Raw genomic sequence first — 26,305 nt, 5'->3', positions numbered from 1 at the left:
ACGCTGTGATTTTTTGGAGGTACTGGCAGTGTTCAAACTTGTAAGTGAATATCAGCCGACTGGCGATCAACCTCAGGCAATAGATAAGCTTGTCGATGGTATTAAGAAGGGTTACAGATTTCAGACGCTGGTTGGCGTAACTGGTAGTGGCAAAACTTTCACGATGGCAAATGTCATAGCTCTTTTGAACAAACCAGCCCTTGTCATTTCTCCTAATAAAACACTTGCCGCACAGCTTTACGGCGAGTTCAAGGGCTTTTTTCCTTATAACAGGGTTGAGTATTTCATCAGTTATTACGATTATTATCAACCGGAGGCGTATATACCAACTAAGGACCTGTACATAGAAAAAAATGCGGATATAAACGATGTCCTTGTTCGAATGAGGATGTCCACACTGAAATCTGTCAGAACCAGACGGGACGTTGTTGTGGTGGCAAGTGTTTCAAGTATATACGCTTCAGGTGATCCGGATGATTTTGATAAAATGAACATCCAGCTCTATGTAGGTCAAAAGATTTCTCCACACACTGTTGCACAGCAACTTGCAAGGATAGGGTACACAAGAAGCAGTGAGATAACGGTTAAAGGTTGCTTCAGATTGAGTGGAGATGTGCTGGAGATTTATCCGACTTATCAGGATGAGGGTATAAGAATTGAGTTTTTCGGATCGACTATAGAAAAAATAGAGTCTTTTGATAAAATGAACAGGTCTTTTTTGGAAGAATTTTCAAAGCTGATAATCTACCCTGCTGTGGAATTCATAACAACAGAAGAAAAACTCAAAAGAGCCATTGAATCGATTAAGATTGAACTAAAGCAGAGATTGAGCGAGCTGAAGGACCAGGGTAAACTTTTAGAAGCACAGAGGCTTGAACAGAGAACGATGCACGATTTGGAATTGTTGTCAACTCTTGGCTATTGCACTGGTATTGAAAATTATTCCAGACATTTTGACGGTAGAGCACCGGGTGAGCCGCCTTATACACTTTTGGATTATTTTGACAGAGATTTTATAGTTTTCATCGATGAGTCTCATATTGCCGTGCCACAGTTGAGAGCAATGTGGAGAGGTGATTATTCCAGAAAAAAGAATCTTGTGGATTATGGTTTCAGGCTCCCATCTGCTTTTGATAACAGACCTTTAACCTTCGAGGAATTTTTGAAAAAGGTTCCACAGGTAGTATTTGTATCGGCAACACCCGGTCCATTTGAATATCAGGTGAGTGAGCAGATGGTTGAGCAGATAATTCGACCGACAGGTCTTGTTGATCCACAGGTAGAAGTGAGACCGACTAAGTATCAGATTGATGATCTTGTCAACGAGATAAGAAAGGTCACCGAAAGAAAGGAAAGAGCACTTGTGACTGTGCTGACAAAAAAGACTGCCGAGAGGTTGAGCGAATATCTCACAGAACTTGGTATAAGATCTCTGTACATTCATTCTGAACTCGATGCGATTGAAAGGATCGAGGTGCTCAAAAAGCTCCGCCGCGGTGATGTGGATGTGGTTGTCGGCATAAACCTGCTCAGAGAAGGTCTTGACCTTCCTGAGGTGTCGCTGGTTGCCATACTCGATTCTGATAAGGAAGGTTTTTTGAGATCTGAGACTACACTGATACAGATTATCGGAAGGGTTGCCAGAAATCTCAACGGCAAGGTTCTCATGTACGCAGATAAGATAACACCGGCAATGCAAAGAGCAATAGACGAAACAAATCGAAGAAGAAGGATACAAATACAGTATAATCAGGAACACGGTATAACACCTAAAACGATCGTTAAACCACTTGAAATAGAGATATTCGAAAAATACATGGATCAGCCTGAAAAAATCGATTATGCCGATTTTGCCAATGATCTTACAAAAGAAGAATACATCGCTTTACTTGAACAGGAGATGTACAGAGCGGCGAGTGAGCTTCGATATGAAGATGCGGCAAAGCTGAGAGATGAGATTTTCAGATTGAGAGAGGAGCTGAGAAAATGAAACTGATCTGTGAAGCGGCAAAAAGGGCGGGAGACTATGCGAAAGAGAGATTTGAAAGCGAGCATACGATCAATATAAAAACCAGGGTCTCCGATGTGGTAACAGAGGTTGATTTGGCATGCCAGAAGATCATTGTGGATACTATCTTAAAGCACCTTCCGCATGCAAAATTCGTCCTTGAGGAAGAAGATGTTAATACAAAGATACCCGATGCCGAGTGCATTTTTGTGGTTGATCCGATCGATGGCACTTTGAATTATGCCCATTCTCTTCCATATTTTGCGGTCAGCATAGCCAGAATAGATTACGGTCAGATAGCAGAGGCGGCTGTTTATTTGCCCATGAGCGGTGAGCTGTTTTATGCCAAAAAGGGTTCTGGCGCTTTTTTGAACGGGGTCCAGATTGTCAACAAAAACAGTCCATCACTGGAAAGATCATTTCTTGTTACTGGCTGGCCGTATGACGAATCTTTGTTCGACTGGACAATCAGGACCATAGAAAGACTTGCCAGAGTTACTCAGGAGATTAGAATACTCGGCTCTTCTGCGGCTGAACTGTGCTATCTTGCATGCGGTAAGCTTGACGGTTACTGGGAAGTTGGTCTCAAACCGTGGGACACAGCCGGCGGGGTTCTGATTGCACAGGAGGCAGGTGTTATCGTCACGGGATTGGAGAAAGATTATGATCTTGAATCGGGTGAAATTGTGGCGGCTGTTCCTTCGATTCACCAGAATCTGAGAAAAATACTGAGAGAGATCGGACGATGAGACCAAAAATCATAGTTGAGGGAACAGTCGGTGCCGGCAAGACAACCTTCATAAACTGTCTGGCGCAGAAGTTGTCTTTGGAACCTCTGTACGAGCTTACAGACCAGCATCTGATGCAGATACTGGAGAGATTCTATGCCGATCCGACAAAATGGGGGTTTCAGTTACAGATTTATTTTTTAACAAAGAGATTTGAACAGATGAAGCTTGGATGTAAAAAGATCGATGTGATAATGGATCGTTCCATTTTCTGCGACCATATCTTTCCAAAGGTACTGCTAAAAAGAGGTGAAATGACAGAACTTGAGTATCTGATATACGAACAACTGCACAGTCAGCTGGTTGAACTGTCGTCTCCACCAGAATTGATGATATACCTGAGATGTTCGACAAAAACGGCTATTGATAGGATCAAAAAACGCGGCAGGCTTTGGGAACTTCAGATTGATGAAGGATACTGGGAAATACTGAATCAGGAATATGAGAATTTCTTTTCACATTACGATCTTTCTACTCTTTTGATAATCGATACAGATCTGATCGATGAAAATTTCAGTCAGATCGATACGGTGATTCAACAGGTTCTGAAAGATCGCGGAAAATCAATCTATCAGTACGATGGAAAGTTTCTCACAAGGAGTGTTGCGGGTGCTTGAGATTGTCGTAGAAGGGACCGTCGGCGCGGGCAAAACAACGCTGGTAGAGATTTTAGAAAAGTACAGATCGATGAACGGATTTTATGAGATGAGTGATGAGCTGGCAGACAAGATTCTTGAAAAATACTACCAAGATAAGCACAGATGGTGTTTGACCATGGAACTTTATTTTTTGCACAAACGCTTTTTGCAAATCAAACAGGCGAGCCAGACCGAAAGAGCCGTGATGGATCGTTCTATGGCTGGCGATTTTGTCTTTGTGAAGATGCAGAGAAAAATGGGTTTTCTACAGTCTGTTGAGTATTCTGTTTATGAGAATTTTTTCAAAACGATGTTTGAAATATCACCGCAGCCGAAATTACTGGTTTACATAAAATGTTCTGTTCAAACTGCTATTTCGCGAATTGAAAAAAGAGGTAGAAATTACGAGATCGGTGTGGAAAGATCATACTGGGAGCAGTTGTGTTATTACTACGATAAAACATTTCTTGATGGTTCAAACAGCAACGTGCTGGTTATCGATGGAGATCAGATAGATTTTGTGGAAAAAGAGTCGCATAGAGATCTTGTACTCGATTCCATTGATAAATGTATAGATTCTCATGGTATCCACTTTCTCGATGAAAAAGGTCTGAGACATCAGGCGAACTGGTATAATAATGTGTAGATTACCTGACAGGGTGTGGTCTTTATGGAAAAATGGGTGAAAATTGGAGAAACCCTCAGACAGGCAAGAGAATCCAAAGAAATGAGTATAGAGGAACTTGCTCAAAATGTACAAATTCCAGAATGGAAGATCAGACTCATTGAAGAGGGGAAATTTGACAGAGTAGATGCACCATTTTATGTAAAATATTACATAAGAAAATGTGCAGAATTTTTGGGTTTAGATCCTCAGGAGCTTTTGGGACAGTTTGAAGCAAAACCAGTTGAATCTCAAAAAAGCAGAAAAGCTGTTGTGAACGGAAGTTTCACATCTTTTCTGCTTGTAGTTATTTTTGTGGCATCGGCGGTGTTTTTCACATATTCTGCCTGGAAATTTTTCAGCGTTATCAACACCCCGAAGGTTCAGTTGGTGAATAAGTCTGATCATCCAGTATACTTCAATGAGATGGCTCTTGCATCTGGTGAAAGTGTTGTTCTTCAGCCTGGCAAACGCTATAGAGTTATCGGAAATACTGGTATCTGTTCAGTTGTTTCGGCTGGAAAAGAATGGAAAATTCGCGTTGAAAACTTCGAGGTGGTTGTGTGGGGGAAATAAAGAGAGTGGAACCGGTTAATTTGGTGATCTTTGTTTTTTCACAACACCTCGATTACTGGTTGCCCAATCTCAGTGCGGAGCTGGAAGCCTGTTTTGGAAAGATAGATTACATATCAAAGGAACTGCCGTTTAGCCTGTACACGGCATATTATGACCGTGAGATGGGCTCTGATTTGAAGGGTAAACTTGTGAGTTTTGAGAGACTCATACATCCTTCACTGCTGGCTGATGTAAAGGTGCTAACAAATCGATTGGAAGAAAAATATGCAGTCGAGGGAAAGAGAAAGTTCAACATGGACCCGGGCTATGTTCATCATTCGAATTTTGTCTTGGCTTCGACTAAACCATGGGGGAACCGCATTTATCTGAAAAATGGCATTTACGCAGAAGTGACTTTGCTCTATCTGTCTGGAGAGTTCAGACACTGGGAATTTACATATCCAAATTACAGAAGCGAAGATTACAAAAAGGAACTTGAACATGTCCGTGAACTGTATTTAAGTAAAAGAAGAAAAATTTTAAAGGGTGAGAAGATCGATGAAAATAGGTTTGAGGATACTGGGTTGTCCGAAAAACGAAGCCGACTGCGAGGTTCTGGAGGGGATCTTAAAGAGTAGAGGGCATCAGATTGTAAAAGATGTTGATCAGGCAGAGGTAGTCATAATAGATACATGCGGATTCATAGAGTCGGCAAAAAGGGAATCTATAGAAGAGATTTTAAATTTTGCCAATTACAAGAAAAAGCACAACTTTTTCCTGTGCGTGAAAGGATGTCTTGTTCAAAGATATCCACATCAGTTGCGCTTGGAAATACCAGAAGTAGATGCCTGGTATGGTGTGCTCACTCCTTCTCAGATTGCCGATGCCATTGAGAAAAAACTGCCCTTCCTTGTAGATCAGCCTCAAACGGTTTACGATGACACTACAAGAACGTGCAGGGGTTCTTTTGCCTATGTCAAAATCGCTGATGGCTGTGATAGAAACTGTACCTTTTGCGCTATACCATCCTTCAAGGGCGGTTTCAAAAGTAGAAACATTGAAACCATCGAAGAAGAAGTGAAAAGGCTGGTTCAGAATAATATCAAGGAAATCATTCTGGTTGCTCAGGATACAACAGCCTATGGAATTGATCTGTACGGAAAGCCTTCACTGGATTTATTGTTGAAGAGACTGAATCTTCTGAATGGCGAGTTCAAAATCAGGGTTCTGTATTTGCATCCAGATCACATCGACGAGAAAATCATCGAAGCGATTTTATCCTGTGAAAAGTTGTTGCCTTATTTTGATATGCCCGTTCAGCATGGCAGTGATGACATTTTAAAGAGAATGGGAAGATCCAGAACAAGTGAAGAACTGCTCAGGTTAATTGAAAAGATAAGAAATCTGAACGTGGATGCGGCGATAAGAACGAGTATCATCGTGGGCTTTCCCGGCGAAACAGACAGGGATTTTGAGGAGCTTTTGCATTTTTTGAAGCAGGCGCAATTTGACAGGCTGGGCGCTTTTGTGTATTCGGACGAAGAAGGCACAGCCGCAGCTTTGATCGATGAAAAAGTACCAATTCAGACAGCACAGGAAAGGTATGAAGAGCTCTTGATTTTTCAAAGCCAGATCTCGTATGAGAGGCTTAACAGATTTGTCGGACGTGTTCTGACAGTTCTTGTAGAACAGCGGCAAAAGGACAGGTACATAGCAAGAAGTCATCTGGACGCACCTGAAATCGACGGAAATGTGTTCCTCAGTAAAGAACGGAAAATCAAGGTCCCAGATTATTATAAAGTTCGAATAGTCAGTGCAAACGAGTATGACATGGAGGGAGTACTGGTATGAATCTGCCAAACACCCTGACGCTCATAAGAGTTGTTCTGACAGTTCCTGTTTTTATACTTATAGTTTTGGGAAAATGGCAATGGGCTTTGCTGATATTTTTGATAGGTGCTTTGACCGATTATCTGGATGGTTTTTTTGCCAGAAAATTGAATCAGGTTACAAGAAGCGGAAAGGTTCTGGATCAAATCGCCGATAAAGTTTTTGTAAGCTCCATAATGGTTGCGATGATACCTCAGATACCGGCGTGGTTGGTCGCGCTCATCGTTTCAAGAGATAGTGTTGTGAGTGCCGTGAGAATCCTGGCAGCAAGCAGCGGCAATGTGATTCAGGCAAATATCTGGGGAAAGGTCAAAACCTTACTGCAGATGGCTTTGATCGCTTTTGTTTTTTTTGAAAACACCTTTTTAAATAGAATTCAGTTTATTGAGGAGCTCTTCGTTTATTCCTGTGCTTTCTTCACCTTTGTTTCTGCTTTAATATATGTTTTGCAAAACAGAAAGGTACTGGGGGGATGAATTTTGAGAACATTCATCGCGATCGATGTGAATGATGCTGTTCGTGATGTAGCACAGCAATCTGTTGAAAAACTGATGAAAAGAGGCTTCAAAGCGAACTGGGTGAGCAGAGAAAATGTTCATCTGACGTTGTTCTTTCTTGGAGAGGTTTCCCAAAAACAGATCGATGAAGTAGCGGAGCATCTGTGCCACAGAGTTATAGGTTTTCCGTCTTTTTCGTACACAGTTGAGAAAATAGGTTATTTTTCAAAAGGAAATCAACCAAGAGTGATATGGCTTGGTGTGAAATCAAATCAAAGCCTGCAGAAATTATACGAGGAAATGAAAGCAGAACTGGTAAAACACAGCTTTTCTTTTGAGGAAAGATTCTCGCCTCACATCACAATAGGTAGGGTTAAAGACTTTCCCAGTGCATGGCAGGCTTTGATCGAAGACATCACCTTCGAACCAATAATTGTTGCAGTTGATCGCTTCAGCGTTTATTCATCTGTATTGACACCGTCTGGACCAATCTATAAAAAGATCTATGAGTGCAGATTTGAAGGAGGACTGATCAGAAATGAATGAAAAAGAACAGAAAGCGAAAGCCGAGGTGCTTGAAAAGGCAATTAAGAAAATTGAAAGTAATTTTGGAAAAGGCTCGATAATGATTCTCGGTGAAGAGGGTCAGGTTACACCAGTCGAGGTTGTACCAACCGGCTCTTTATCTTTGGATATTGCCACAGGTGTTGGTGGGTATCCAAGAGGAAGAATTGTAGAGATTTACGGACCGGAATCCAGCGGTAAGACCACCATAGCACTTCACGCCATTGCCGAGGTGCAGAAGCGTGGTGGAATAGCTGCCATTGTTGATGCAGAACATTCACTCGATCCAGCTTACGCAAAAGCACTTGGCATTGACCTTAAAACGCTGCTTATATCACAGCCGGATTACGGTGAACAGGCTCTGGAAATAGTGGATGAATTGGTCAGAAGCAACGCAGTGGACCTTGTGGTTGTCGATTCTGTTGCCGCACTGGTTCCAAGGGTTGAGATTGAAGGCAGTATGGGTGACATGCAGGTGGGTCTTCAGGCAAGGCTCATGTCACAGGCTTTGAGAAAGATCGCAGGTAATGTAAATAGATCTAAAGCGATCGTCATATTCACAAACCAGATAAGGATGAAAATAGGTGTCATGTTCGGTAATCCAGAAACAACAACTGGCGGGCTTGCGCTCAAGTTCTACGCAACAATGAGAATAGAAGTGAGAAGAGGTGAGGTGATCAAAGAAGGTAATGATATCGTTGGGAACACCGTTACTGCGAAGGTTGTTAAGAACAAAGTTGCACCGCCTTTTAAAAAGGCAGATTTTGATATCATCTACGGAAAAGGCATTGTGAAAGAAAATGAACTTTTCAACGTGGGACTCGCCGAAGGATTTATACAGCGAAAGGGAAGCTGGTTTTTCTATGTTGCGGACGATGGAAAAGAGTATTCACTCGGTCAAGGAAAGAGCAATGTCGTGAGTTATTTTGTCGAAAATCCTTCGATAGCAAAGGAAATTGAAATGAAAATAAGACAGAAATACAATCTACCAGTGGAGGCATCTGATGAAAAAAGTACACAATGACCTTCAGCGGGCTCTGAGTTATGCAAAAACATTGCTCAGATTCAGAGTCAGATCGAAAAAAGAATTACACGAAAGATTGTTGCAAAAAGGTTTCTCAGACCAGATAGTGCAGGATGTGATAGAAAATCTTGAGAAAACAGGGTTGATCGATGATGAAAAATTTGCATACCTTTTTGCATACGATATGCTCACAGTACAGGGTTTTGGTCCGCACAGGATAAAGGCAAAATTGAAGCAACTTGGAGTGCCAGAGCATCTGATAAATGAAGCTATCGATAAAGTTATGAAAGAAGTTGACCTTGTTTCTGTTATGAAAAAGATCGTTCATCTGCATAAGGTGGACAGTGAAAATGTGCGAGAATTCCTTTACAGAAGGGGATTCTCAACTGAGTATTTGAGATCATTTGACATAGAAGGAGGTGCCAGTGAATGATAACTGTCGTAGTCTGTGTTATTACAGCTCTGGTTGGTCTGGCTGTGGGATATTTTTTAAGTAAATCACAAATAGAACAAAAAAATAGAAAAGCTCAGCAGGATGCAGAATCAATCTTGAAGAAAGCAGAGCAGGAAGCACAGGAAATAAAGAGAAAAGCAGTGATCGAAGCCAGAGAAGAAGCGCACAGGATCAAAGAAGAAATCGAGAACGAAAAAAGGAAACGTGAAGCAGAGCTGAGATCACTTGAAGAAAGACTTCTCAAGCGTGAAGAAATGATTTCAAAGCGTGAAGAGATAGTTGATAAAAAAGAAGTAGCAGTCGAGCAACTGAGAGTTCAACTTGAAGCATTGAAGAAAAAAGTGGAGCAGCGCGAGAAGGAACTGGATGAGAGATTCAATAAACTGGCTGGTATGACTGTCGAAGAAGCCAGAGAAATTGTTATGGAAGAAGCAAGGCAGAAATACGAGCACGACCTTGCAATCCTTTACAAGCAAATAAAAGATAGATATGAAGAAGAAGCTGAAAAAGAAGCAAAAAGAATCATAGCGATAGCCGTTCAAAGGTATGCGCCTGAGTATGTCGGTGAGATAACTGTATCCACTGTGAGCCTGCCGTCCGATGACATGAAGGGCAGAATCATAGGCAGGGAAGGTAGAAACATAAGGACATTTGAAAAAATAACAGGGGTGGATTTGATAATCGACGACACTCCCGAAGTCGTTGTGCTATCGAGTTTTAATCCAATAAGAAGAGAGATAGCAAGACTCACCCTTGAGAAACTCGTAGTTGATGGAAGAATCCATCCAGCACGAATCGAAGAGATGTATGAAAAATCCAAACAGGAAATTGAGAAAATGATAAAAGACGCGGGACAGGAAGCAACTTTTGCAACAGGTGTGACGGGACTACATCCAGAACTGGTGAAATTATTGGGAAAGCTGAAGTTCAGGACGAGTTATGGACAGAATGTGCTTGATCATTCAATCGAAGTTGCTCAGCTTGCCGGATTAATGGCTGAAGAACTTGGACTCGATGTCGACAGGACCAGGCGTGGTGGTTTACTGCACGACATAGGTAAAGCACTCGATCACGAAGTTGAAGGTTCTCACACGGAGATTGGTGCAGAGATTGCAAAGCGCTACGGAGAATCTGACTATATCATAAACATGATAATGAGCCACCACGGTGAACAGGAGCCAATCTGTCCGGAATCTGTTCTGGTTGCCGCAGCAGATGCACTTTCAGCGGCAAGACCTGGAGCAAGAAGAGAAAGCCTGGAGACTTACATAAGAAGACTTGTGAAGATGGAAAAAATTGCGATGAGCTTCAAAAATGTTGAAAAAGCTTATGCGATACAGGCAGGAAGAGAAGTCAGAGTTATAGTCGAGCCGGAAAAAATAGACGATGCCCAGGCAGATAAAATCGCCTATGAAATCGCCAAAAAAATCGAAGAGGAAGTTGAATATCCAGGCGTTCTCAAGGTTGTTGTGATAAGAGAAAAACGTTCAGTTGCGTATGCAAAATGAAAAAGGGGCTTTTGCCCCTTTTTCATTTGGTGAACGATTTGACAATTTGTTCAAAAGCGTTGGTGATTGTGTACAGATCCTGTTTTGAAATGTCTTTGTGAGTCACAAAACGATAGACTCCGTCGAATGGTGGATTTATTTTTATGCCTCTTTTGAGCATCTCATTTACAAAAATCTGAGCTGGAATCAGATCGAATTTGAAAAAGACCATATTTATGTCCAGTTGATCCTCAAAGACTTTCACATGGGGTATATTGCTCAAAAGGTGTGCAAGTATTTTTGCATTCTCATGATCTTCTTTGAGTCTGTCTATCATCTGTGTGAGTGCCACAATTCCAGCCGCAGCTAAAATACCTGCCTGTCTCATTCCGCCTCCCATTAATTTTCTTCCCCTTCGAGCCTTTTCGATGAATTCTTTTGTTCCAGCTAGAATTGAACCAACAGGTGCTGCCAGACCTTTGGATAGACAGAACATGACAGAATCTGCTGTGGCTGAAATTTGTTTTACATCAACATTCAGAGCTATCGCTGCATTGAATATTCTTGCGCCATCTAAATGAACTGGTATGTTATGCTTTATGGCTAACTGGTGGACTTTTTCAAGATAATCCACAGGCACAACCTTTCCACTGGAATGGGCGTTTTCCATGCAGATCAGACCGGTTCTTGGAAAATGAATGTCTTCGTCTCTTATGGCTTTTTCTATTTTCTCTATCGGTGGCATCCCGTATGGATCATCCAGCAGATGTAGCTGAACATTCGATATCACCGCTGGCGCACCAGCTTCATGAACAAAGATGTGGTTTGAAGATGGAATTATCACTTCATCGCCTCTGAGGGTGTGAGTGAGTATCGCAAGTTGATTTCCAAAGGTGCCTGAAGGTACAAAGATAGCAGCCTGTTTGCCGATTATCTGTGCTGCCAATTCTTCAAGTTCGTTCACCGTTGGATCGTCATGATAGACATCATCGCCGACCTGTGCTTGGTACATTGCCTCTCTCATTTTCTCTGTGGGAGTTGTGACGGTATCACTTCGAATATCTATGATTTTCATCTTCATTCCCCCTTTTTCGAAATTTTAACATGACAAAGGTTTAGTGGAGTACTTGAAGTAGAAAAAATGTGTTATACTTTTTATCGGCTGGGTAACTTTGTTAACAATGGTGAGATTTTTTTCACAAAAGGGGGTGTTTTTATGAAATGGGTTATTCCTCTGCTTTTGGTTGCATCCTTAGTCCTTGCTGCTGAACCAATTGTGATAGGCGTGTATGAGCCAATGACAGGTCCCTATGCTGCAGGTGGTCAGATGACCATGGAAGGTATTTACCTTGCGCACGAGCAGGTTAAAGAAGTACTCGGAAGACCTATTGAGCTTGTACTTGTCGACAACAAAAGTGACAAAGTGGAAGCTTCCAATGCCGTTGCCAGATTGATTGAATACCACAAAGCAGTTGCGATCATCGGTAGTTATGGAAGCGCAGTGGCAATACCTGGTAGTGAGGTTGCCAACAAGCTTGGAGTTCCAATGGTTGGATGCTCTCCAACAAATCCATTGGTGACTCTTGGCAAGCCTTATGCTTTCAGAGTATGCTTTATCGATCCATTCCAGGGTACCGTTATGGCACAGTTTGCCGTTGAAAAGCTCAAAGCAAAAACAGCCGTTGTCATTCAGGACATAGCTTCTGACTACTCTGTGGGACTGTCGCATTACTTCCAGGAAGCATTCAAAAAGCTTACCAAGAACAACAAGGCCGTTTTGGGGGTTATCTCTTATCAAACGGGGGATCAGGATTTCACTGCACAGCTCACCTTTGCAAACAGCAAGAATCCAGACGTGATTTTCATACCTGCTGCAGCGTATGGCGAAGCTGCTCTGATCATAAAACAAGCCCGTGAACTTGGAATGAAACAGATTTTCCTTGGCGGCGACACCTGGGAAGCACCTGAATTTCTCCAGGTCGGTGGCAAAGCAGTTGAAGGCTGTTATTTCAGCACGCATTTTGATACAGAAGCTACTACTACACCCAGGGCGGCAGAATTCATAAAATCGTTCAGAGAAAAATACGGTAAAGATCCCAGTGCATTTGCTGCGCTTGGATACGATGCGTATATGCTGGTAGTGGATGCAATAAGAAGAGCTGGATCAGCAGATCCAAAGGCTATAAGGGATGCCCTTGCTTCAACCAAGAATTTTGAAGGTGCAACTGGTTATATCACACTCGATCAAAATGGAGATGCCATAAAGGACGCCGTTATAAGAGTTGTAAAAGATGGAAAGTTTGTCTATGTGACAACCGTAAGACCAACAGAATAAAAGAATGCGCAGGCTTTTGCCTGCGCATTTTCTGGAGGTGCATGGATGAGTTGGTCACTGTTTTTGCAGCATCTTGCCAACGGAGTCGCGCTTGGGTTTGTTTTTGGTCTTGTTGCCATCGGTTACACACTTGTTTATGGTGTCGTAAAGCTGGTGAATTTTGCCCACGGTGATATATTCATGATGGCTACCTTTTTTGTTTATTATGGAATAGTTATTTTCTCTTTCCCGTGGTGGTTGTCATTCATATTCGCAATATTGCTGACAGCAATACTTGGAATTTCAATAGAGAAGGTCGCTTACAAACCTTTGAGAAATGCTCCTCGAATCTCTTCACTGTGTTCTGCTATAGGCATGTCGTTTCTGCTTGAAAACTTTGCCACGGTTGTTTTTGGTGGCAGGCAGAAACCGTTTTATCAGCCACAGGTTTTAAACAAAACTCTGGATATTGGAGGAGTGAAAATACAGCTTGTGACTATCGTGACAATAGTTGTTTCGATAGCCGCTCTTTTGTTTTTGAATTATCTGGTGTACAGAACTAAAATGGGGCTTGCAATGAGAGCTCTTGCCCATGATTTTGATACGGCAAGGCTCATGGGAATAAATGTAGACAGAACCATTACTTTTACATTTGCAGTTGGTTCAAGCTTGGCAGCAGTAAGCGCGATATTCTGGGCTCTGCGATATCCACAGATATGGCCATTCATGGGTGTTTTTCCAGGGTGGCGTGCTTTTACGGCTGCAATAATAGGCGGAATTGGTAGTATTAAAGGAGCTATGACGGGCGGGTTCCTGATTGGAATGATTTCTATCTTGCTCGTTGCATTCCTTCCAGATCTGGCAGGTTATCGCGACGCATTCATTTTCATCATGCTGGTTTTCGTACTACTTTTCAAACCAACCGGTCTGTTTGGTGAGGCATAGGAGGTATAGATGTGTATAAAAAGCGATCCTTCTGGCTCACGGTTTTTTCACTTTTTCTGTTTTTCTTATTCATTGGATATGCTCAAACGCACTTTGACGCATACATCATAAGAATAATGAATGTCGCTGCGATATATGTCATTCTCGGTGTGAGTCTCAACCTGATAAATGGATTCACCGGACAATTTTCTCTGGGCCATGCGGGATTTATGGCAATAGGTGCTTATACATCTGCTTTGCTCTACATGTCACCCGATTTGAAGGCAATGAATTTTTTCATAAAACCGTTGATATGGCCACTGAATCAGATTCAACTGCCGTTTTTCCCATCGCTGCTAATAGGAGGATTTCTCGCTGCGTGTGCAGGGTTTTTAGTTGGTGCACCGTGCATGAGGGTCAAAGGTGACTATCTCGCGATAGTGACATACGGTTTTTCTGAAATAATAAGAGTTTTGTTCAACAACTTACAGAGCATAACCAATGGCCCTCTGGGATTGAAGGGCTTGCCTACTTACACAAATCTGTGGTGGAGCTGGGGCTGGGCAGTGTTCACCGTGTTTTTCATAAAAAGATTGATCGATTCGAGTTATGGAAGGGCACTGAAGGCAATCAGAGACAACGAAGAAGCTGCTGAGGCAATGGGTGTGAATCTCTTCCGCCACAAGACTCTTGCCTTCGTGGTGGGTGCCTTTTTCGCCGGTATAGCAGGTGGTTTACTTGGGAGCCTTGTCATGACGATCGATCCGAATGCCTTCAACATAATGCTTACCTTTCAGATTGTGCTGATTGTTCTGCTTGGTGGACTTGGGAGCATAACAGGGACTGTGATTTCAGGTGTTCTGATTGCATTTTTGATGGAATGGCTCAGAATAGTGGAAACTCCGATGAAAATTTTTGGTATAACAATTCCAGGTATTTCTGGCATGAGGATGCTTATCTTCTCTGTGATACTCATGATCGCAGTACTTTTTTTCAGACACGGCATACTTGGCGACAGGGAGTTTTCATGGGAAGGAATTTTTTCCGCTTTTAAAAAGCGACATTCAGCGGAAGGAGAATGAACCGTGGCTATCCTGAAACTCGACAAGGTAACCAAAAGATTTGGTGGATTGATAGCCGTGAACGATGTTTCTCTTGAACTTGAGCAGGGTGAACTTGCAGGTCTCATTGGACCAAACGGTGCCGGCAAGACAACTATTTTCAATTTAATAACCGGTGTTTATCCTGTTGATTCAGGGAAAATACTGTTCATGGATCAGGATATCACTAAAAAAAAGCCTCACGAAATAGCAGCCCTGGGTATAGCGAGAACTTTTCAGAACATAAAGCTTTTTGGTACGATGAGTGTTATTGACAATGTGCGTGTGGCATGTCATTACCGATTGAGATCGTCTATTTTCTCTGCCGTTTTTGACTTACCCAAATACATAAAAGAGGAAGAGCAAATGACAGCCGAGTCGTTGAAATTACTCCAAGCAGTTGGACTTTACAATTTGAGAAACGAAAAGGCAAGTTCTCTTCCTTACGGGCATCAAAGAAAACTCGAAATAGCCAGGGCACTGGCTACAAAACCCAAGATTCTGTTACTCGACGAACCCGCTGCGGGAATGAATCCTGAGGAAACTTCTGAATTGATGAGATTCATAAAAAGGATCAAAGATGAGTTTGGTTTGACGATTTTGCTGATTGAACATGATATGAAGGTGGTGATGGGAATCTGTGAAAGAATAACCGTTCTTGATCACGGGTGTGTGATTGCGAGAGGTTCACCAAGTGAAATACAGAGTAATCCGGAAGTAATCAAAGCTTATCTGGGGAGTAGTGCGTATGTTAGAGGTTAAGGATTTGCATGTGAGTTACGGAGCGATAAAAGCGTTGAAGGGAATCTCCTTTAAAGTCGAAAAAGGTTCCATTGTAACTCTGATAGGCTCAAATGGAGCCGGGAAAACCACAACTTTGAAAGCAATCTGTGGTCTTGTGAAGGTGAAATCCGGGCAGATTTTGCTCGAAGGTGAGAATATAGCGAACAGACCGACCAATGAGATTGTTTCTAAAAAAATCACGATGGTGCCCGAAGGCAGGAGAATTTTTCCAAACTTGACAGTCCAGGAAAACCTTCTGGTCGGTGCGTTTCAGAGAAAGGACAAAGAAGGCATAAAACAGGATATGGAATGGGTGTTCACGCTTTTCCCAAGACTCAAAGAGAGAATCAACCAGAAGGGTGGTACACTTTCTGGCGGAGAACAACAGATGCTTGCCATTGGAAGGGCTCTCATGAGCAGACCGGATCTTCTCATGCTCGATGAGCCGTCTTTGGGACTTGCACCGATAATCGTCGAAGAACTCTTCCAGGTCATTGAAAAAATTCATCAGGAAGGCAAAACGATCCTTTTGATAGAGCAAAATGCCTATGCGGCACTCAACATAGCCGATTATGGGTACGTGCTTGAGACGGGCCAGATAGTCTTACAGGGAACTGGTAAAGAGTTGCTCGGTAATGAGATGGTAAGAAAGGCTTATCTGGGTGGTTGAGTTGTGTTTACTTTTTCGTAACTTGACATGGTTGACGACAGGTGATACTATGATACCTGGTCGCTCGCAAGAGAGCAGGCAAAAGATGAAGGGTCTTGGAAAATAAATAAAAGTGATTGGAGTCTGAATAAGGCTCAAGGTATTTTGTCCTCGGGTCATTGAAATATGGATAGCAGTCCCGCAAATTCTAAAGTCAAGAATCAAAACCTTCTTACAAGTTTTGTGGAGGGTTTGATCTTGGCTCAGGGTGAACGCTGGCGGCGTGCTTAACACATGCAAGTCGAGCGGGTATCCGCAAGGGTACCAGCGGCGCACGGGTGAGTAACACGTAGGTAACCTGCCCTTCAGAGGGGAATAACTGGGGGAAACTCCAGCTAATGCCCCATACGATCCAACGGCGACGGCTGTTGGATGAAAGAAGCGTTTGCTTCGCTGAAGGATGGGCCTGCGTCCCATCAGGTAGTTGGTGAGGTAACGGCTCACCAAGCCTACGACGGGTAGCCGACCTGAGAGGGTGGCCGGCCACAAGGGCACTGAGACACGGGCCCTACTCCTACGGGAGGCAGCAGTGGGGAATTTTGGACAATGGGCGAAAGCCTGATCCAGCGACGCCGCGTGGGGGACGAAGCCCTTCGGGGTGTAAACCCCTGTTGTGAGGGACGAATAAGATCTGGAGGAAATGCCAGGTCGATGACGGTACCTCACGAGAAAGCCCCGGCTAACTACGTGCCAGCAGCCGCGGTAATACGTAGGGGGCGAGCGTTACCCGGATTCACTGGGCGTAAAGGGGGCGTAGGCGACTCGGTGTGTCGGGTGTGAAATCCCACGGCTCAACCGTGGAATTGCGCCCGAAACTACCGGGTTTGGGGCCGGTAGAGGGAGATGGAACTGCTGGTGTAGGGGTGAAATCCGTAGATATCAGCAGGAACGCCGGTGGGGAAGCCGGTCTCCTGGGCCGTGCCCGACGCTGAGGCCCGAAAGCTAGGGGAGCAAACCGGATTAGATACCCGGGTAGTCCTAGCCGTAAACGATGCTCACTAGGTGTGGGGGAGTTATTCCTCCGTGCTGCAGCTAACGCGTTAAGTGAGCCGCCTGGGGAGTACGCCCGCAAGGGTGAAACTCAAAGGAATTGGCGGGACCCCGCACAAGCGGTGGAGCGTGTGGTTTAATTGGATGCTAAGCCAAGAACCTTACCAGGGCTTGACATGCAGGTGGTACCAACCCGAAAGGGAAGGGAACCTTTCCTTTTGGAAAGGGAGCCTGCACAGGTGGTGCACGGCCGTCGTCAGCTCGTGCCGTGAGGTGTTGGGTTAAGTCCCGCAACGAGCGCAACCCCTGCCCTTAGTTGCCAGCGGTTCGGCCGGGCACTCTAAGGGGACTGCCGGCGACGAGCCGGAGGAAGGAGGGGACGACGTCAGGTACTCGTGCCCTTTATGCCCTGGGCTACACACGCGCTACAATGGGTGGTACAGAGGGCTGCTACCTCGCGAGAGGGAGCTAATCCCGAAAACCACCCCCAGTTCAGATCGCAGGCTGCAACCCGCCTGCGTGAAGCCGGAATCGCTAGTAATCGCGGATCAGCCACGCCGCGGTGAATACGTTCCCGGGGTTTGCACACACCGCCCGTCAAGCCACCCGAGTCGGGGGCACCTGAAGACGCTTATCCTAACCCGAAAGGGAGGGAAGGCGTTGAAGGTGAATCTGGTGAGGGGGGCTAAGTCGTAACAAGGTAGCCGTACTGGAAGGTGCGGCTGGATCACCTCCTTTCTAGGGAGAAATCGGGACTGCTATCCATCTTTGAATGACTTGAGCGGGCTCGTAGCTCAGTTGGTGAGAGCGCACGCCTGATAAGCGTGAGGTCGGAGGTTCGACTCCTCCCGAGCCCACCATGGGCGGGGACGTAGCTCAGCTGGGAGAGCGCCTGCTTTGCAAGCAGGAAGTCAGGGGTTCGAATCCCCTCGTCTCCACCAATGGAAGGGTCATTGAAAACTGCATAGGAAGCGAAAGGTCAAGGTACTAAGGGCATGCGGTGGATGCCTTGGCGATGGAAGGCGATGAAGGGCGTGGCAAGCTGCGATAAGCCTCGGGGAGCCGCAAACAGGCGTTGATCCGGGGATTCCCGAATGGGGAAACCTGGCTGGTTGCAAAACCAGCCGCCGCAAGGCGCGAACCGGGGGAAGTGAAACATCTCAGTACCCCGAGGAAAAGAAATCAAACGAGATTCCCTGAGTAGAGGCGATCGAAAGGGGAAGAGCCTAAACCAGTACGATGTTCAAGCCCGTAGGCGTTGTCGTACTGGGGTTGTGGGATATAGCTTGGTGTGGCTACGGACGCACCGAGGAGTTACAAATCTTCTCTCTAGCCGAAGTGCTTGGGATGGCACACCAAAGAGGGTGAAAGTCCCGTAGGCGAAAGGGAGAAGACTCCTTGGCTATATTCCCGAGTACCGCGGGACCCGTGGAATCCTGCGGGAATCTGGGGGGACCACCCTCCAAGGCTAAATACTCTCCATCGTCCGATAGTGCACGAGTACCGTGAGGGAAAGGTGAAAAGAACCCCGGGAGGGGAGTGAAATAGAACCTGAAACCGCATGCCTACACTAAGTCGGAGCCCGCAAGGGTGACGGCGTGCCTTTTGATTAATGAGTCCGCGAGTTGCCGTCAGTGGCAAGGTTAAGCCGATAGAGGCGTAGCCGCAGCGAAAGCGAGTCCGAATAGGGCGCAAGTCACTGGCGGCAGACCCGAAGCCGGGTGAGCTACCCCTGGGCAGGATGAAGGTGGGCTAAACCCCACTGGAGGTCCGAACCGATGGATAGTGAAAAATCCTCGGATGACCTGGGGGTAGGAGTGAAAAGCTAACCGAACTCGGTGATAGCTGGTTCTCCCCGAAACGCATTGAGGTGCGGCCTCGAGTGGTCTGTGCAGGGGGTAGAGCACTGATAGGGCTAGGGGGGTAACCTCCGAACCCTGTCAAACTCCGAATCCCTGCACATAAAGCTCGGGAGGAAGTCTGTGGGGGATAAGCTCCATGGACAAAAGGGAAACAGCCCAGACCATCGGCTAAGGGCCCGGAGAGATGGCTAAGTGGGAAAGGATGTGGTGCACCCCAGACAACTGGGAGGTTGGCTTAGAAGCAGCCATCCTTTAAAGAGTGCGTAACAGCTCACCAGTCGAGGTGTACTGCGCCAAAGATGTAACGGGGCTCAAGCCATCCCCCGAAGCCATGGGTCTGTACCGACGAGGTACAGGCGGTAGGGGAGCTTTCCGCTGTAGGGTGAAGGTAGACCCGCGAGGGCTACTGGACGAGGCGGAAGTGAGAATGCGGACATGAGTATGCGAGAGGAGAGTGAGAATCTCTCCCCCCGAATGCCCAAGGGTACCTGGGGAAGGGTCGTCCTCCCAGGGTTAGTCGGTACCCTAAGGTGAACCCGAAAGGGATAGCCGAAGGGAAGCTGGTTAATATTCCAGCACCATCTGCAATCGAGGTATGAGGGGTGACGCAGAAGGGTAAGCGCCGAGGGTAAGTGGCATTCCCTTCCAAGCGGTTAGGGCGTTGATGGGTGTAGGTAAATCCGCACCCGGAGTCTGAGCCGTGATGGGAAGGGCCCGTGAGGGTCCAACGGCGCCGACCCCACGCTGCCAAGAAAAACCTCGCGTACCGTTTGAGATTGCAGGTGCCCGTTCCGTAAACCGACACAGGTGGGCAAGCTGAGAAAGCTAAGGGGCGCGGGACAACCCTCGCCAAGGAACTCGGCAAATTAACCCCGTAACTTCGGGAGAAGGGGTGCCGCAGTAGGGTGAACTCAGGGGAAAGGGCAACCTGGAAACTGAGGGAGCCCGAAGCGGTCGCAGTGACAAGGCCCTGGCGACTGTTTACCAAAAACACAGGCCTCTGCAAACTCGTAAAGAGGATGTATAGGGGCTGACGCCTGCCCAGTGCCGGAAGGTTAAGGGGAGGGGTGAGGCCGCAAGGCGTAGCTCCAAACCGAAGCCCCGGTAAACGGCGGCCGTAACTATAAAGACCGTTGTAGTTACGGTAAAAAACTCGGCTGTATGCGGGAAACTCTGGAGTGCCGATGGGTACCACGTATGTGGTAACAAACCCACGGAGTGCGAAAGCGCCAGACAACCCGCAGGAAACTCATCTAAGCTAAGGAGAGTTTTACATGCTGGATGTTAAAAAAATTCCACTGAAGATAGGTTATTATCTAGCAGGTTTTGCAGATGGAGAAGGAAGCTTCATGGTTGTTGTGAGAAAAAAGGATGACTATAAAAATGGCTGGAAGATATCTGTGGCTTTCAACGTATCAAACAAAGACAAAGTTATACTTGCTCTTTTTAAGAGGTATTTGAACTGTGGAACTCTCCGACAGCGTAAGGATGGTGTGTGGTACTACGAGGTAAGCAATTTCAATGCGATTAAGGAAAATGTGATACCTTTCTTTGACAGGTTCAGATTTCTTTCTGCGATCAAAAAGAACTCGTATTCGAAATTCAAAAAGATCGTGGAGATAATCGAAAGATCTGAGCACACGACAAAGGAAGGAATTGAGAAAATACTGTCTTTGAGAAATCAAATGAGTAATGATCGCTCAAAGCGAAAACACACCGATCAGGAAATCTTAGATAGCTTAGGTGAGGATCCTCAGAGACCATACGCCGAGCATCACATGGGTTTGACCCCAAACGGGGATGAGCCGCCGACCCATGGATGATGATATGGTCCAACCCCTGTGGTAACATGGGGCCCAAAATGGGATAACCTCGAAACGAGGTGAATGAAGAATATCAACGAACGGTCCTAAGGTAGCGAAATACCTTGCCAGGTAAGTTCTGGCCTGCATGAATGGCGTAACGACTGGGGCACTGTCTCGGCGGGGGACCCGGTGAAATTTCAACGGGGGTGAAGATGCCCTCATCCTGCGGCTAGACGGAAAGACCCCGTGGAGCTTTACTGTAGCCTGGTATTGGATTCTGACACATCGTGTACAGGATAGGTGGGAGGCTGTGAACCCGGCTCGTCAGGGTCGGGGGAGCCGTCGGTGGGATACCACCCTCGGTGTGTCGGAATTCTAACCTGAACCTGTGAAGAGCAGGTTGGGGACAGTGCCAGGTGGGCAGTTTGACTGGGGCGGTCGCCTCCTAAAATGTAACGGAGGCGCGCGAAGGTCGGCTCAGGTGGGTTGGAAATCCACCGACGAGTGCAAGGGCATAAGCCGGCCTGACTGTGAGACCGACGGGTCGAGCAGAGACGAAAGTCGGTCCTAGTGACCCGACGACTTCCGAGTGGAAGGGTCGTCGACAACGGACAAAAGTTACCCCGGGGATAACAGGCTAGTCTCGCCCGAGAGTTCACATCGACGGCGAGGATCGGCACCTCGATGTCGGCTCATCCCATCCTGGGGCTGAAGCAGGTCCCAAGGGTTAGGCTGTCCGCCTATTAAAGGGGTACGTGAGCTGGGTTCAGACCGTCGTAAGACAGGTCGGTCCCTATCGGCCGCAGGCGTAGGAGGTTTGCGGGAGGTCTCCCCTTGTACGAGAGGACCGGGGAGAGTGGGCCTCTGGTGTACCGGCTGTCCTGCCAGGGGCATACGCCGGGTAGCTATGCCCATGAGTGATAACCGCTGAAGGCATCTAAGCGGGAAGCACGTCCCAAGATTAGACCTCCCATCCCGTTAAGGGAGTAAGGCCGGTCCGAGAACAGGACCTTGATAGGCTGGTGGTGTAAGCACCGCAAGGTGTTGAGCCAACCGGTACTAATAGGCCGAGGCCTTGACCTTGTAGCTTCCTATGCAGTTTCCAGTGATTCTTCGAGGTTTCCTCGGGTGCCGATACCAGAACGGGAAACACCCGGTCCCATTCCGAACCCGGCCGTTAAGCCGTTCTGGGCCGATGGTAGTATGGAGGCGACTCCATGTGAGAGTAGGTAGTGCCCGGGGATTTAAAGAGGCTGCTTTAAAGCAGCCTCTTTTTTTATCAAAAAAAATAAGCAAGAAGACTCCATTACCTCTTTAGGTGGATGGTAGTTCACATGTCAGATTGATACAGATGGCATGCGATCATTCTGCCATCTTTCATTTTAACAAGCTGTGGTTCAACTGAACTACAGATATCCATCGAAAAAGGACATCTTGGGTGAAACCTGCAACCATTTGGTGGATTGATCGGATTTGGGACTTCTCCCTGGGGAATGAATCTTTTTTTTGAACTCATGATCTCTGGATCTGGTTCTGGAATGGCTGATATTAGAGCCTTGGTGTACGGATGCATGGGAGATTCGTAGATGTGGTTATATGTACCTATTTCGACGAATTTTCCAAGGTACATTACTCCTATCTTGTTGCAGATGTATTTGGTGGTTGCAAGGTCGTGAGTTATGAACAAAAATGTCAAATTCATTTCTTTTTTCAGATCGATCAGGAGCTTTAATAACTGCGATCTCACAGAGACATCGAGCATGGCAAGTGCTTCATCGGCGACAACGAATTTTGGTTTTAGAATCAATGCTCGGGCTATCACCACCCGCTGTCTCTGACCACCGGAAAGTTCATGAGGGTAACGAGAATAAATTTCCGGTTGAAGATTGACTTTTTCAAGCATTTCAAAAACCATTTTTCTTCTTTCCTGTTCGCTTTTTCCAATGTTGTGTATTTCCAAACCGTGTTTGATGGCATCTCCTATTTTCATATATGGATTTAAAGCAGCCATGGGATCTTGAAAGATTATCTGCATTTTCTTTCTAAGCGGTCTTATCTCGTTGCTGGTTAGTTTGGTGATATCAACTCCATCAAATTCTATGGTTCCTTCAGTTGGCTCTATCAACTTGAGCACAAGCCTGCCTGTTGTGGTTTTCCCGCTTCCCGATTCTCCCACTAACCCAAAGGTTTCCCCCTGTTCTATCTCAAAAGAAATACCATCGACGGCTTTGACAAATTTCTGCGGAATTCTCATCAGTACTTCTCCCACACTTCTTTTAACGGCGAAATATTTTTTCAATTTCGAGACGCGCAGCAAACTCACTTTTCTCACTCCTTCAAGAGCGATACAGCCAGCACTTAACCTGTCCTTCGTCCACATTAAAGATGGGTGGATCTTTTTCGCAGATAGTCATCTTGAACGGACATCTACTGGCAAAACGACATCCTTGCGGTACATTGAGCAACGATGGAGGTGATCCTGCAATGAAATTGAGTTGAAGATCTTTTGGATTGGTATTTGGGATGCTTTTTAAAAGTAATTTTGTGTATGGATGTTTCGGCTCGTAGTAAATTTTGCTTTTGATGTTTTGTTCTACTATCTGTCCAGCATACATGACAGCTATTATGTCAGCCATCTGGGCGACTACTCCAAGATCGTGTGTGATCAGTATGATAGAGGTATTGTAGCTTTGCCTGAGTTCATCTAAGAGTTCCAGAATTTGCGCCTGAACGATCACATCGAGCGATGTTGTGGGCTCATCTGCGATTATTATGTCTGGATTCAAAACAAGTGCGAGAGCTATCATGACCCTCTGACGCATTCCACCGCTGAATTGAAATGGATATTCTCGCATTCTCTCTGGTTCGATGCCGACTTTTTCTAAGATTTTCGCTGTTCTTTCCCGTGCTGTGTCAAAAGATATATCCGGTTCGTGCTCTTTGAGTGTTTCGTAGAACAATTTTTCGACTTTTACCACTGGATTGAGAGATGTCATTGGGTCTTGAAAAATCATTCCCACAACTTTTCCACGTACTTTTTTCATCTCTTTTTCGTTCAATGGAATTACATCGATTTTTCCAACTGATAATTTGCCTTCATATTTCGTTTTCGCAGGTAGCAGTTTCAGTATACCCTGGCCAAAAGTGGACTTTCCGCATCCGGATTCTCCAACAATACCTATCGTTTTGCCTTTTTTCAGTGCAAGGTCTATACCGTCGACGGCTCTTACGTATCCTTTTTGGGTGTGATAATGTATTTTGAGGTTTTCAGCTTTCAGTACAGTTTCTTCTTCGCTGTGGCTCATGTTTTATCACCTTCTTTCGCGAATTGTTGGATTCAGCAGCTCGTTAATTCCTTCGCTGAACATGGAAAAGCCAAGAGCCGCACAAACAATTGCAAGTCCGGGAAACATTATTCCCCACCAGGCTCTGCTCAGGACAAATCTCTGTCCGCTGCTCAAATCAAATCCCCAGTCCGGAGTCGGAGGAGCTATGCCAAGTCCCAGAAAGGACAAACCGGCTTCTGTCATGAGTGCATCCGCAAGATTCATCGATAGAACGACAACAACAGACGGCAGAACATTCGGAAAGATATACCTGACAAGTATTTCCCAGTTTTTGGCACCAAGAGCCTTGGCAGCTTCCACGTAGAGTTCACTTTTGATTGATGTCACCTGATTTCTGATGATTCTGAAATATGTAGGTGCATAAACAACGGCAATTGAAAGTGATATGTTTATCACACCCGGTCCCAGAACGGCAGCGATAGCTATGGCAAGAACCAGTCCGGGAAAAATGTACATTGCGTCCATTATCAGAGTTAAGATCCTGTCAATCCATCCACCCAGGTATCCGGAAATCAATCCCAGCGGGACACCTACGGCAAAGGCTATTGCAACTCCCATAAAAGAAATACTCAAAGCTATTCTTGAGCCATATATGACTCTGCTCAATATGTCCCTTCCCAAATTATCCGTTCCAAACCAGAATTGTTTCGAAGGTGGTTCCAGAGACAGACCAACCTTTTCTGTTGGATCATACGGCGCTATGTATGGCGCAAAGATGGCTAAAATGATGAAAAAAATGAGAATGCAAGAGCCAACGATTGTCAATCTGCCGGTTCCAGAACCTGTTAAATCTTTTATGAATTCACCTATTTTTTCGCTCAGAAAGGTCCTGCTTTTAACCACCTGACCACCCCTCAATACCTGACTCTTGGATCAACCAGCGCATTCACTATATCTATGATGATGCTTATCACCACTATGAATAATGCGAAGAAGACTATGGTGCCCTGAATTGCAGGAAAATCTCTGTAACGTATTTTCATAACCAGGTAACTGCCTATACCAGGCCAGGAGAAAGTCGTTTCTGTTAGAATAGCACCTGCGAGCAATATGGCAAATTCCATACCCATGATCGTGAATATCGGGACAAAGGCATTTCTCACAGCGTGCCCATAAAGAACTATCCTCTTTCTCAAGCCTCTTGCTCTGGCAGCTTTCACAAAATCTTTTGATAACATCAAAACGGTGTTGTTGCGGACCATCCGTAAAAATACACTGGAGATGACCATACCCAGTGTTATGCTTGGCAGTGTTAAATAGCGAAGAACGTCGACCAGTCCATGCCAGTCTCTTGAGAGAATGGCGTCCAGAATGTAGAGTCCTGTGACAATCTTGAATTCGGCTGTGGCAGAGATTCTTCCACCAACAGGGAGCCATCTTAAATAGGAAGCGAACACCAGTTGCAGAATCAGACCAAGCCAGAAGACGGGTATCGCATACAGTAGTAGCGAATAAACCCTTGCCGTGATGTCCAATGCCTCATCTTTTCTCCAGGCACTTTCTGCTCCCCAGAATAACCCGATCAGGAGAGCTATTAAAAAAGAAAAGATCGTGAGCTCCAAGGTTGCTGGAAAACGATCTTTGAGTTCTTCAAGAACAGGTCTGTTGGTGAGTGTGGATGTACCGAGATTACCGGTCACAACTGCTTTGAGATAGTCGAAAAACTGAATTAAAACGGGCTTATCCAGACCCAATTCGTGGCGTTTTTGCTGGATGACTTCGATGGGAGCTTTACCGCCCAGGATAGCAAGCACAGGATCTCCGGGTATGATTCTGAGAATAAAAAATATAACGGCAAGCAAGATGAAAACCATTGGAAGGGCAAGAATTATCCTTGTTATTATATAACTTTTCAATGACAAAGCAATCACCTCACAGCTCTGCAAAAAAGCCCGCACACAG

Annotated in this window: 22 protein-coding genes, 2 tRNA genes and 3 rRNA genes; 22 read left to right on the top strand and 5 right to left on the bottom strand. The window is 45.5% G+C overall.

Translation table 11 applies throughout. From position 1 onward, the window contains the following. Positions 1 to 28 precede the first annotated feature (28 nt). Genes uvrB through rny form a run of 12 tightly spaced genes read left to right on the top strand, consistent with a single transcriptional unit; the run spans position 29 to position 10,590 of the window. Positions 29 to 1,990: an excinuclease ABC subunit UvrB gene (gene uvrB, locus AC4E92_RS02450; RefSeq protein WP_490239000.1), complete on the top strand. Its 1,962-nt coding sequence runs from the start codon at positions 29 to 31 to the stop codon at positions 1,988 to 1,990. Next, positions 1,987 to 2,757, top strand: coding sequence for an inositol monophosphatase family protein (locus tag AC4E92_RS02445; RefSeq protein ID WP_490238999.1), 771 nt, complete (start codon positions 1,987 to 1,989; stop codon positions 2,755 to 2,757). Before uvrB ends, AC4E92_RS02445 begins: the two co-directional genes overlap by 4 nt. Further along, positions 2,754 to 3,413, top strand: a complete 660-nt coding sequence (locus AC4E92_RS02440; protein ID WP_490238998.1) for a deoxynucleoside kinase — start codon at positions 2,754 to 2,756, stop codon at positions 3,411 to 3,413. The genes AC4E92_RS02445 and AC4E92_RS02440 overlap by 4 nt, the downstream gene beginning before the upstream one ends. Further along, the gene (locus tag AC4E92_RS02435; protein ID WP_490238997.1) at positions 3,406 to 4,080 is read left to right on the top strand and encodes a deoxynucleoside kinase; all 675 of its coding nucleotides are present in this window, start codon (positions 3,406 to 3,408) and stop codon (positions 4,078 to 4,080) included. Before AC4E92_RS02440 ends, AC4E92_RS02435 begins: the two co-directional genes overlap by 8 nt. Positions 4,081 to 4,104: 24 nt before the next feature. Then, the gene (locus AC4E92_RS02430) at positions 4,105 to 4,674 is read left to right on the top strand and encodes a helix-turn-helix domain-containing protein (protein ID WP_490238996.1); all 570 of its coding nucleotides are present in this window, start codon (positions 4,105 to 4,107) and stop codon (positions 4,672 to 4,674) included. Further along, positions 4,662 to 5,291, top strand: a complete 630-nt coding sequence (locus AC4E92_RS02425) for a DUF4416 family protein (protein ID WP_490238995.1) — start codon at positions 4,662 to 4,664, stop codon at positions 5,289 to 5,291. The genes AC4E92_RS02430 and AC4E92_RS02425 overlap by 13 nt, the downstream gene beginning before the upstream one ends. Next, positions 5,212 to 6,504, top strand: a complete 1,293-nt coding sequence (rimO, locus tag AC4E92_RS02420) for a 30S ribosomal protein S12 methylthiotransferase RimO (protein WP_490238994.1) — start codon at positions 5,212 to 5,214, stop codon at positions 6,502 to 6,504. The genes AC4E92_RS02425 and rimO overlap by 80 nt, the downstream gene beginning before the upstream one ends. After that, on the top strand, positions 6,501 to 7,019 hold the full coding sequence (gene pgsA / locus AC4E92_RS02415) for a CDP-diacylglycerol--glycerol-3-phosphate 3-phosphatidyltransferase (protein ID WP_490238993.1): 519 nt from the start codon (positions 6,501 to 6,503) through the stop codon (positions 7,017 to 7,019). Before rimO ends, pgsA begins: the two co-directional genes overlap by 4 nt. Before the next feature lie 3 nt (positions 7,020 to 7,022). Next, positions 7,023 to 7,586, top strand: coding sequence for an RNA 2',3'-cyclic phosphodiesterase (gene thpR, locus AC4E92_RS02410; protein WP_490238992.1), 564 nt, complete (start codon positions 7,023 to 7,025; stop codon positions 7,584 to 7,586). Then, positions 7,579 to 8,628, top strand: a complete 1,050-nt coding sequence (recA, locus tag AC4E92_RS02405; RefSeq protein WP_490238991.1) for a recombinase RecA — start codon at positions 7,579 to 7,581, stop codon at positions 8,626 to 8,628. Before thpR ends, recA begins: the two co-directional genes overlap by 8 nt. Further along, positions 8,609 to 9,061, top strand: a complete 453-nt coding sequence (locus AC4E92_RS02400; protein WP_490238990.1) for a regulatory protein RecX — start codon at positions 8,609 to 8,611, stop codon at positions 9,059 to 9,061. The genes recA and AC4E92_RS02400 overlap by 20 nt, the downstream gene beginning before the upstream one ends. Then, a complete protein-coding gene (rny, locus tag AC4E92_RS02395) occupies positions 9,058 to 10,590 on the top strand; it encodes a ribonuclease Y (protein ID WP_490238989.1) in 1,533 nt (510 codons plus the stop codon). Before AC4E92_RS02400 ends, rny begins: the two co-directional genes overlap by 4 nt. 22 nt (positions 10,591 to 10,612) lie before the next feature. Here rny and ltaE read toward each other — a convergent pair whose 3' ends face one another. Next, positions 10,613 to 11,644 carry a low-specificity L-threonine aldolase gene (gene ltaE / locus AC4E92_RS02390; RefSeq protein WP_490238988.1) on the bottom strand — a complete coding sequence of 344 codons (1,032 nt, stop codon included), beginning with the start codon at positions 11,642 to 11,644 and terminating at the stop codon, positions 10,613 to 10,615. Positions 11,645 to 11,785: 141 nt separating this feature from the next. Here ltaE and AC4E92_RS02385 point away from each other — a divergent pair, with 141 nt between their 5' ends. From AC4E92_RS02385 to rrf, 10 genes are all read left to right on the top strand, one after another. Next, a complete protein-coding gene (locus tag AC4E92_RS02385; protein WP_490238987.1) occupies positions 11,786 to 12,904 on the top strand; it encodes an ABC transporter substrate-binding protein in 1,119 nt (372 codons plus the stop codon). Positions 12,905 to 12,949: 45 nt separating this feature from the next. Continuing rightward, positions 12,950 to 13,828, top strand: coding sequence for a branched-chain amino acid ABC transporter permease (locus AC4E92_RS02380; RefSeq protein WP_490238986.1), 879 nt, complete (start codon positions 12,950 to 12,952; stop codon positions 13,826 to 13,828). 11 nt (positions 13,829 to 13,839) lie between these two features. Next, positions 13,840 to 14,889 carry a branched-chain amino acid ABC transporter permease gene (locus AC4E92_RS02375; RefSeq protein ID WP_490238985.1) on the top strand — a complete coding sequence of 350 codons (1,050 nt, stop codon included), beginning with the start codon at positions 13,840 to 13,842 and terminating at the stop codon, positions 14,887 to 14,889. 9 nt (positions 14,890 to 14,898) lie between these two features. Continuing rightward, complete coding sequence (locus AC4E92_RS02370) at positions 14,899 to 15,669, top strand: ABC transporter ATP-binding protein (RefSeq protein ID WP_490239180.1); 771 nt, start codon at positions 14,899 to 14,901, stop codon at positions 15,667 to 15,669. Then, positions 15,656 to 16,360 carry an ABC transporter ATP-binding protein gene (locus AC4E92_RS02365; RefSeq protein WP_490238984.1) on the top strand — a complete coding sequence of 235 codons (705 nt, stop codon included), beginning with the start codon at positions 15,656 to 15,658 and terminating at the stop codon, positions 16,358 to 16,360. The genes AC4E92_RS02370 and AC4E92_RS02365 overlap by 14 nt, the downstream gene beginning before the upstream one ends. A gap of 219 nt (positions 16,361 to 16,579) precedes the next feature. Further along, positions 16,580 to 18,127 (top strand): 16S ribosomal RNA (locus tag AC4E92_RS02360). A 45-nt stretch (positions 18,128 to 18,172) separates the two neighbouring features. Beyond that, positions 18,173 to 18,249, top strand: a tRNA-Ile gene (locus AC4E92_RS02355). 5 nt (positions 18,250 to 18,254) lie between these two features. Then, positions 18,255 to 18,330, top strand: a tRNA-Ala gene (locus AC4E92_RS02350). A 36-nt stretch (positions 18,331 to 18,366) separates the two neighbouring features. Next, positions 18,367 to 22,139, top strand: a 23S ribosomal RNA gene (locus tag AC4E92_RS02345). Between the two features lie 41 nt (positions 22,140 to 22,180). After that, a 5S ribosomal RNA gene (rrf, locus tag AC4E92_RS02340) occupies positions 22,181 to 22,297 on the top strand. The 16S, 23S and 5S rRNA genes sit together here with 2 tRNA genes alongside, the layout of an rRNA operon. 89 nt (positions 22,298 to 22,386) lie before the next feature. Here the strand turns inward: rrf and AC4E92_RS02335 are convergent. The 4 genes from AC4E92_RS02335 to AC4E92_RS02320 are packed head-to-tail and all read right to left on the bottom strand — an operon-like array spanning position 22,387 to position 26,265. Further along, complete coding sequence (locus AC4E92_RS02335; protein ID WP_490238983.1) at positions 22,387 to 23,379, bottom strand: ABC transporter ATP-binding protein; 993 nt, start codon at positions 23,377 to 23,379, stop codon at positions 22,387 to 22,389. Positions 23,380 to 23,392: 13 nt separating this feature from the next. Next, positions 23,393 to 24,361, bottom strand: coding sequence for an ABC transporter ATP-binding protein (locus AC4E92_RS02330; RefSeq protein WP_490238982.1), 969 nt, complete (start codon positions 24,359 to 24,361; stop codon positions 23,393 to 23,395). A 6-nt stretch (positions 24,362 to 24,367) separates the two neighbouring features. After that, a complete protein-coding gene (locus AC4E92_RS02325; RefSeq protein WP_490239179.1) occupies positions 24,368 to 25,225 on the bottom strand; it encodes an ABC transporter permease in 858 nt (285 codons plus the stop codon). Between the two features lie 32 nt (positions 25,226 to 25,257). Further along, complete coding sequence (locus AC4E92_RS02320) at positions 25,258 to 26,265, bottom strand: ABC transporter permease (RefSeq protein WP_490238981.1); 1,008 nt, start codon at positions 26,263 to 26,265, stop codon at positions 25,258 to 25,260. Between the last annotated feature and the right edge of the window lie 40 nt (positions 26,266 to 26,305).

Origin of the sequence: Pseudothermotoga sp. (assembly GCF_031962025.1) — a bacterium.
Lineage (GTDB): Bacteria > Thermotogota > Thermotogae > Thermotogales > DSM-5069 > Pseudothermotoga_B.
Note: the sequence above shows the minus strand (reverse complement) of the source record. Positions and strands in the feature narration are given on the sequence as shown.

Coding starts and splice junctions, on each gene's coding strand:
- AC4E92_RS02445 (WP_490238999.1), top strand. CDS start 1,987: ATGAAACTGATCTGTGAAGCGGCAAAAAGGGCGGGAGACTATGCGAAA.
- AC4E92_RS02440 (WP_490238998.1), top strand. CDS start 2,754: ATGAGACCAAAAATCATAGTTGAGGGAACAGTCGGTGCCGGCAAGACA.
- AC4E92_RS02430 (WP_490238996.1), top strand. CDS start 4,105: ATGGAAAAATGGGTGAAAATTGGAGAAACCCTCAGACAGGCAAGAGAA.
- rimO (WP_490238994.1), top strand. CDS start 5,212: ATGAAAATAGGTTTGAGGATACTGGGTTGTCCGAAAAACGAAGCCGAC.
- pgsA (WP_490238993.1), top strand. CDS start 6,501: ATGAATCTGCCAAACACCCTGACGCTCATAAGAGTTGTTCTGACAGTT.
- recA (WP_490238991.1), top strand. CDS start 7,579: ATGAATGAAAAAGAACAGAAAGCGAAAGCCGAGGTGCTTGAAAAGGCA.
- AC4E92_RS02400 (WP_490238990.1), top strand. CDS start 8,609: ATGAAAAAAGTACACAATGACCTTCAGCGGGCTCTGAGTTATGCAAAA.
- rny (WP_490238989.1), top strand. CDS start 9,058: ATGATAACTGTCGTAGTCTGTGTTATTACAGCTCTGGTTGGTCTGGCT.
- ltaE (WP_490238988.1), bottom strand. CDS start 11,644: ATGAAAATCATAGATATTCGAAGTGATACCGTCACAACTCCCACAGAG.
- AC4E92_RS02385 (WP_490238987.1), top strand. CDS start 11,786: ATGAAATGGGTTATTCCTCTGCTTTTGGTTGCATCCTTAGTCCTTGCT.
- AC4E92_RS02380 (WP_490238986.1), top strand. CDS start 12,950: ATGAGTTGGTCACTGTTTTTGCAGCATCTTGCCAACGGAGTCGCGCTT.
- AC4E92_RS02365 (WP_490238984.1), top strand. CDS start 15,656: ATGTTAGAGGTTAAGGATTTGCATGTGAGTTACGGAGCGATAAAAGCG.
- AC4E92_RS02330 (WP_490238982.1), bottom strand. CDS start 24,361: ATGAGCCACAGCGAAGAAGAAACTGTACTGAAAGCTGAAAACCTCAAA.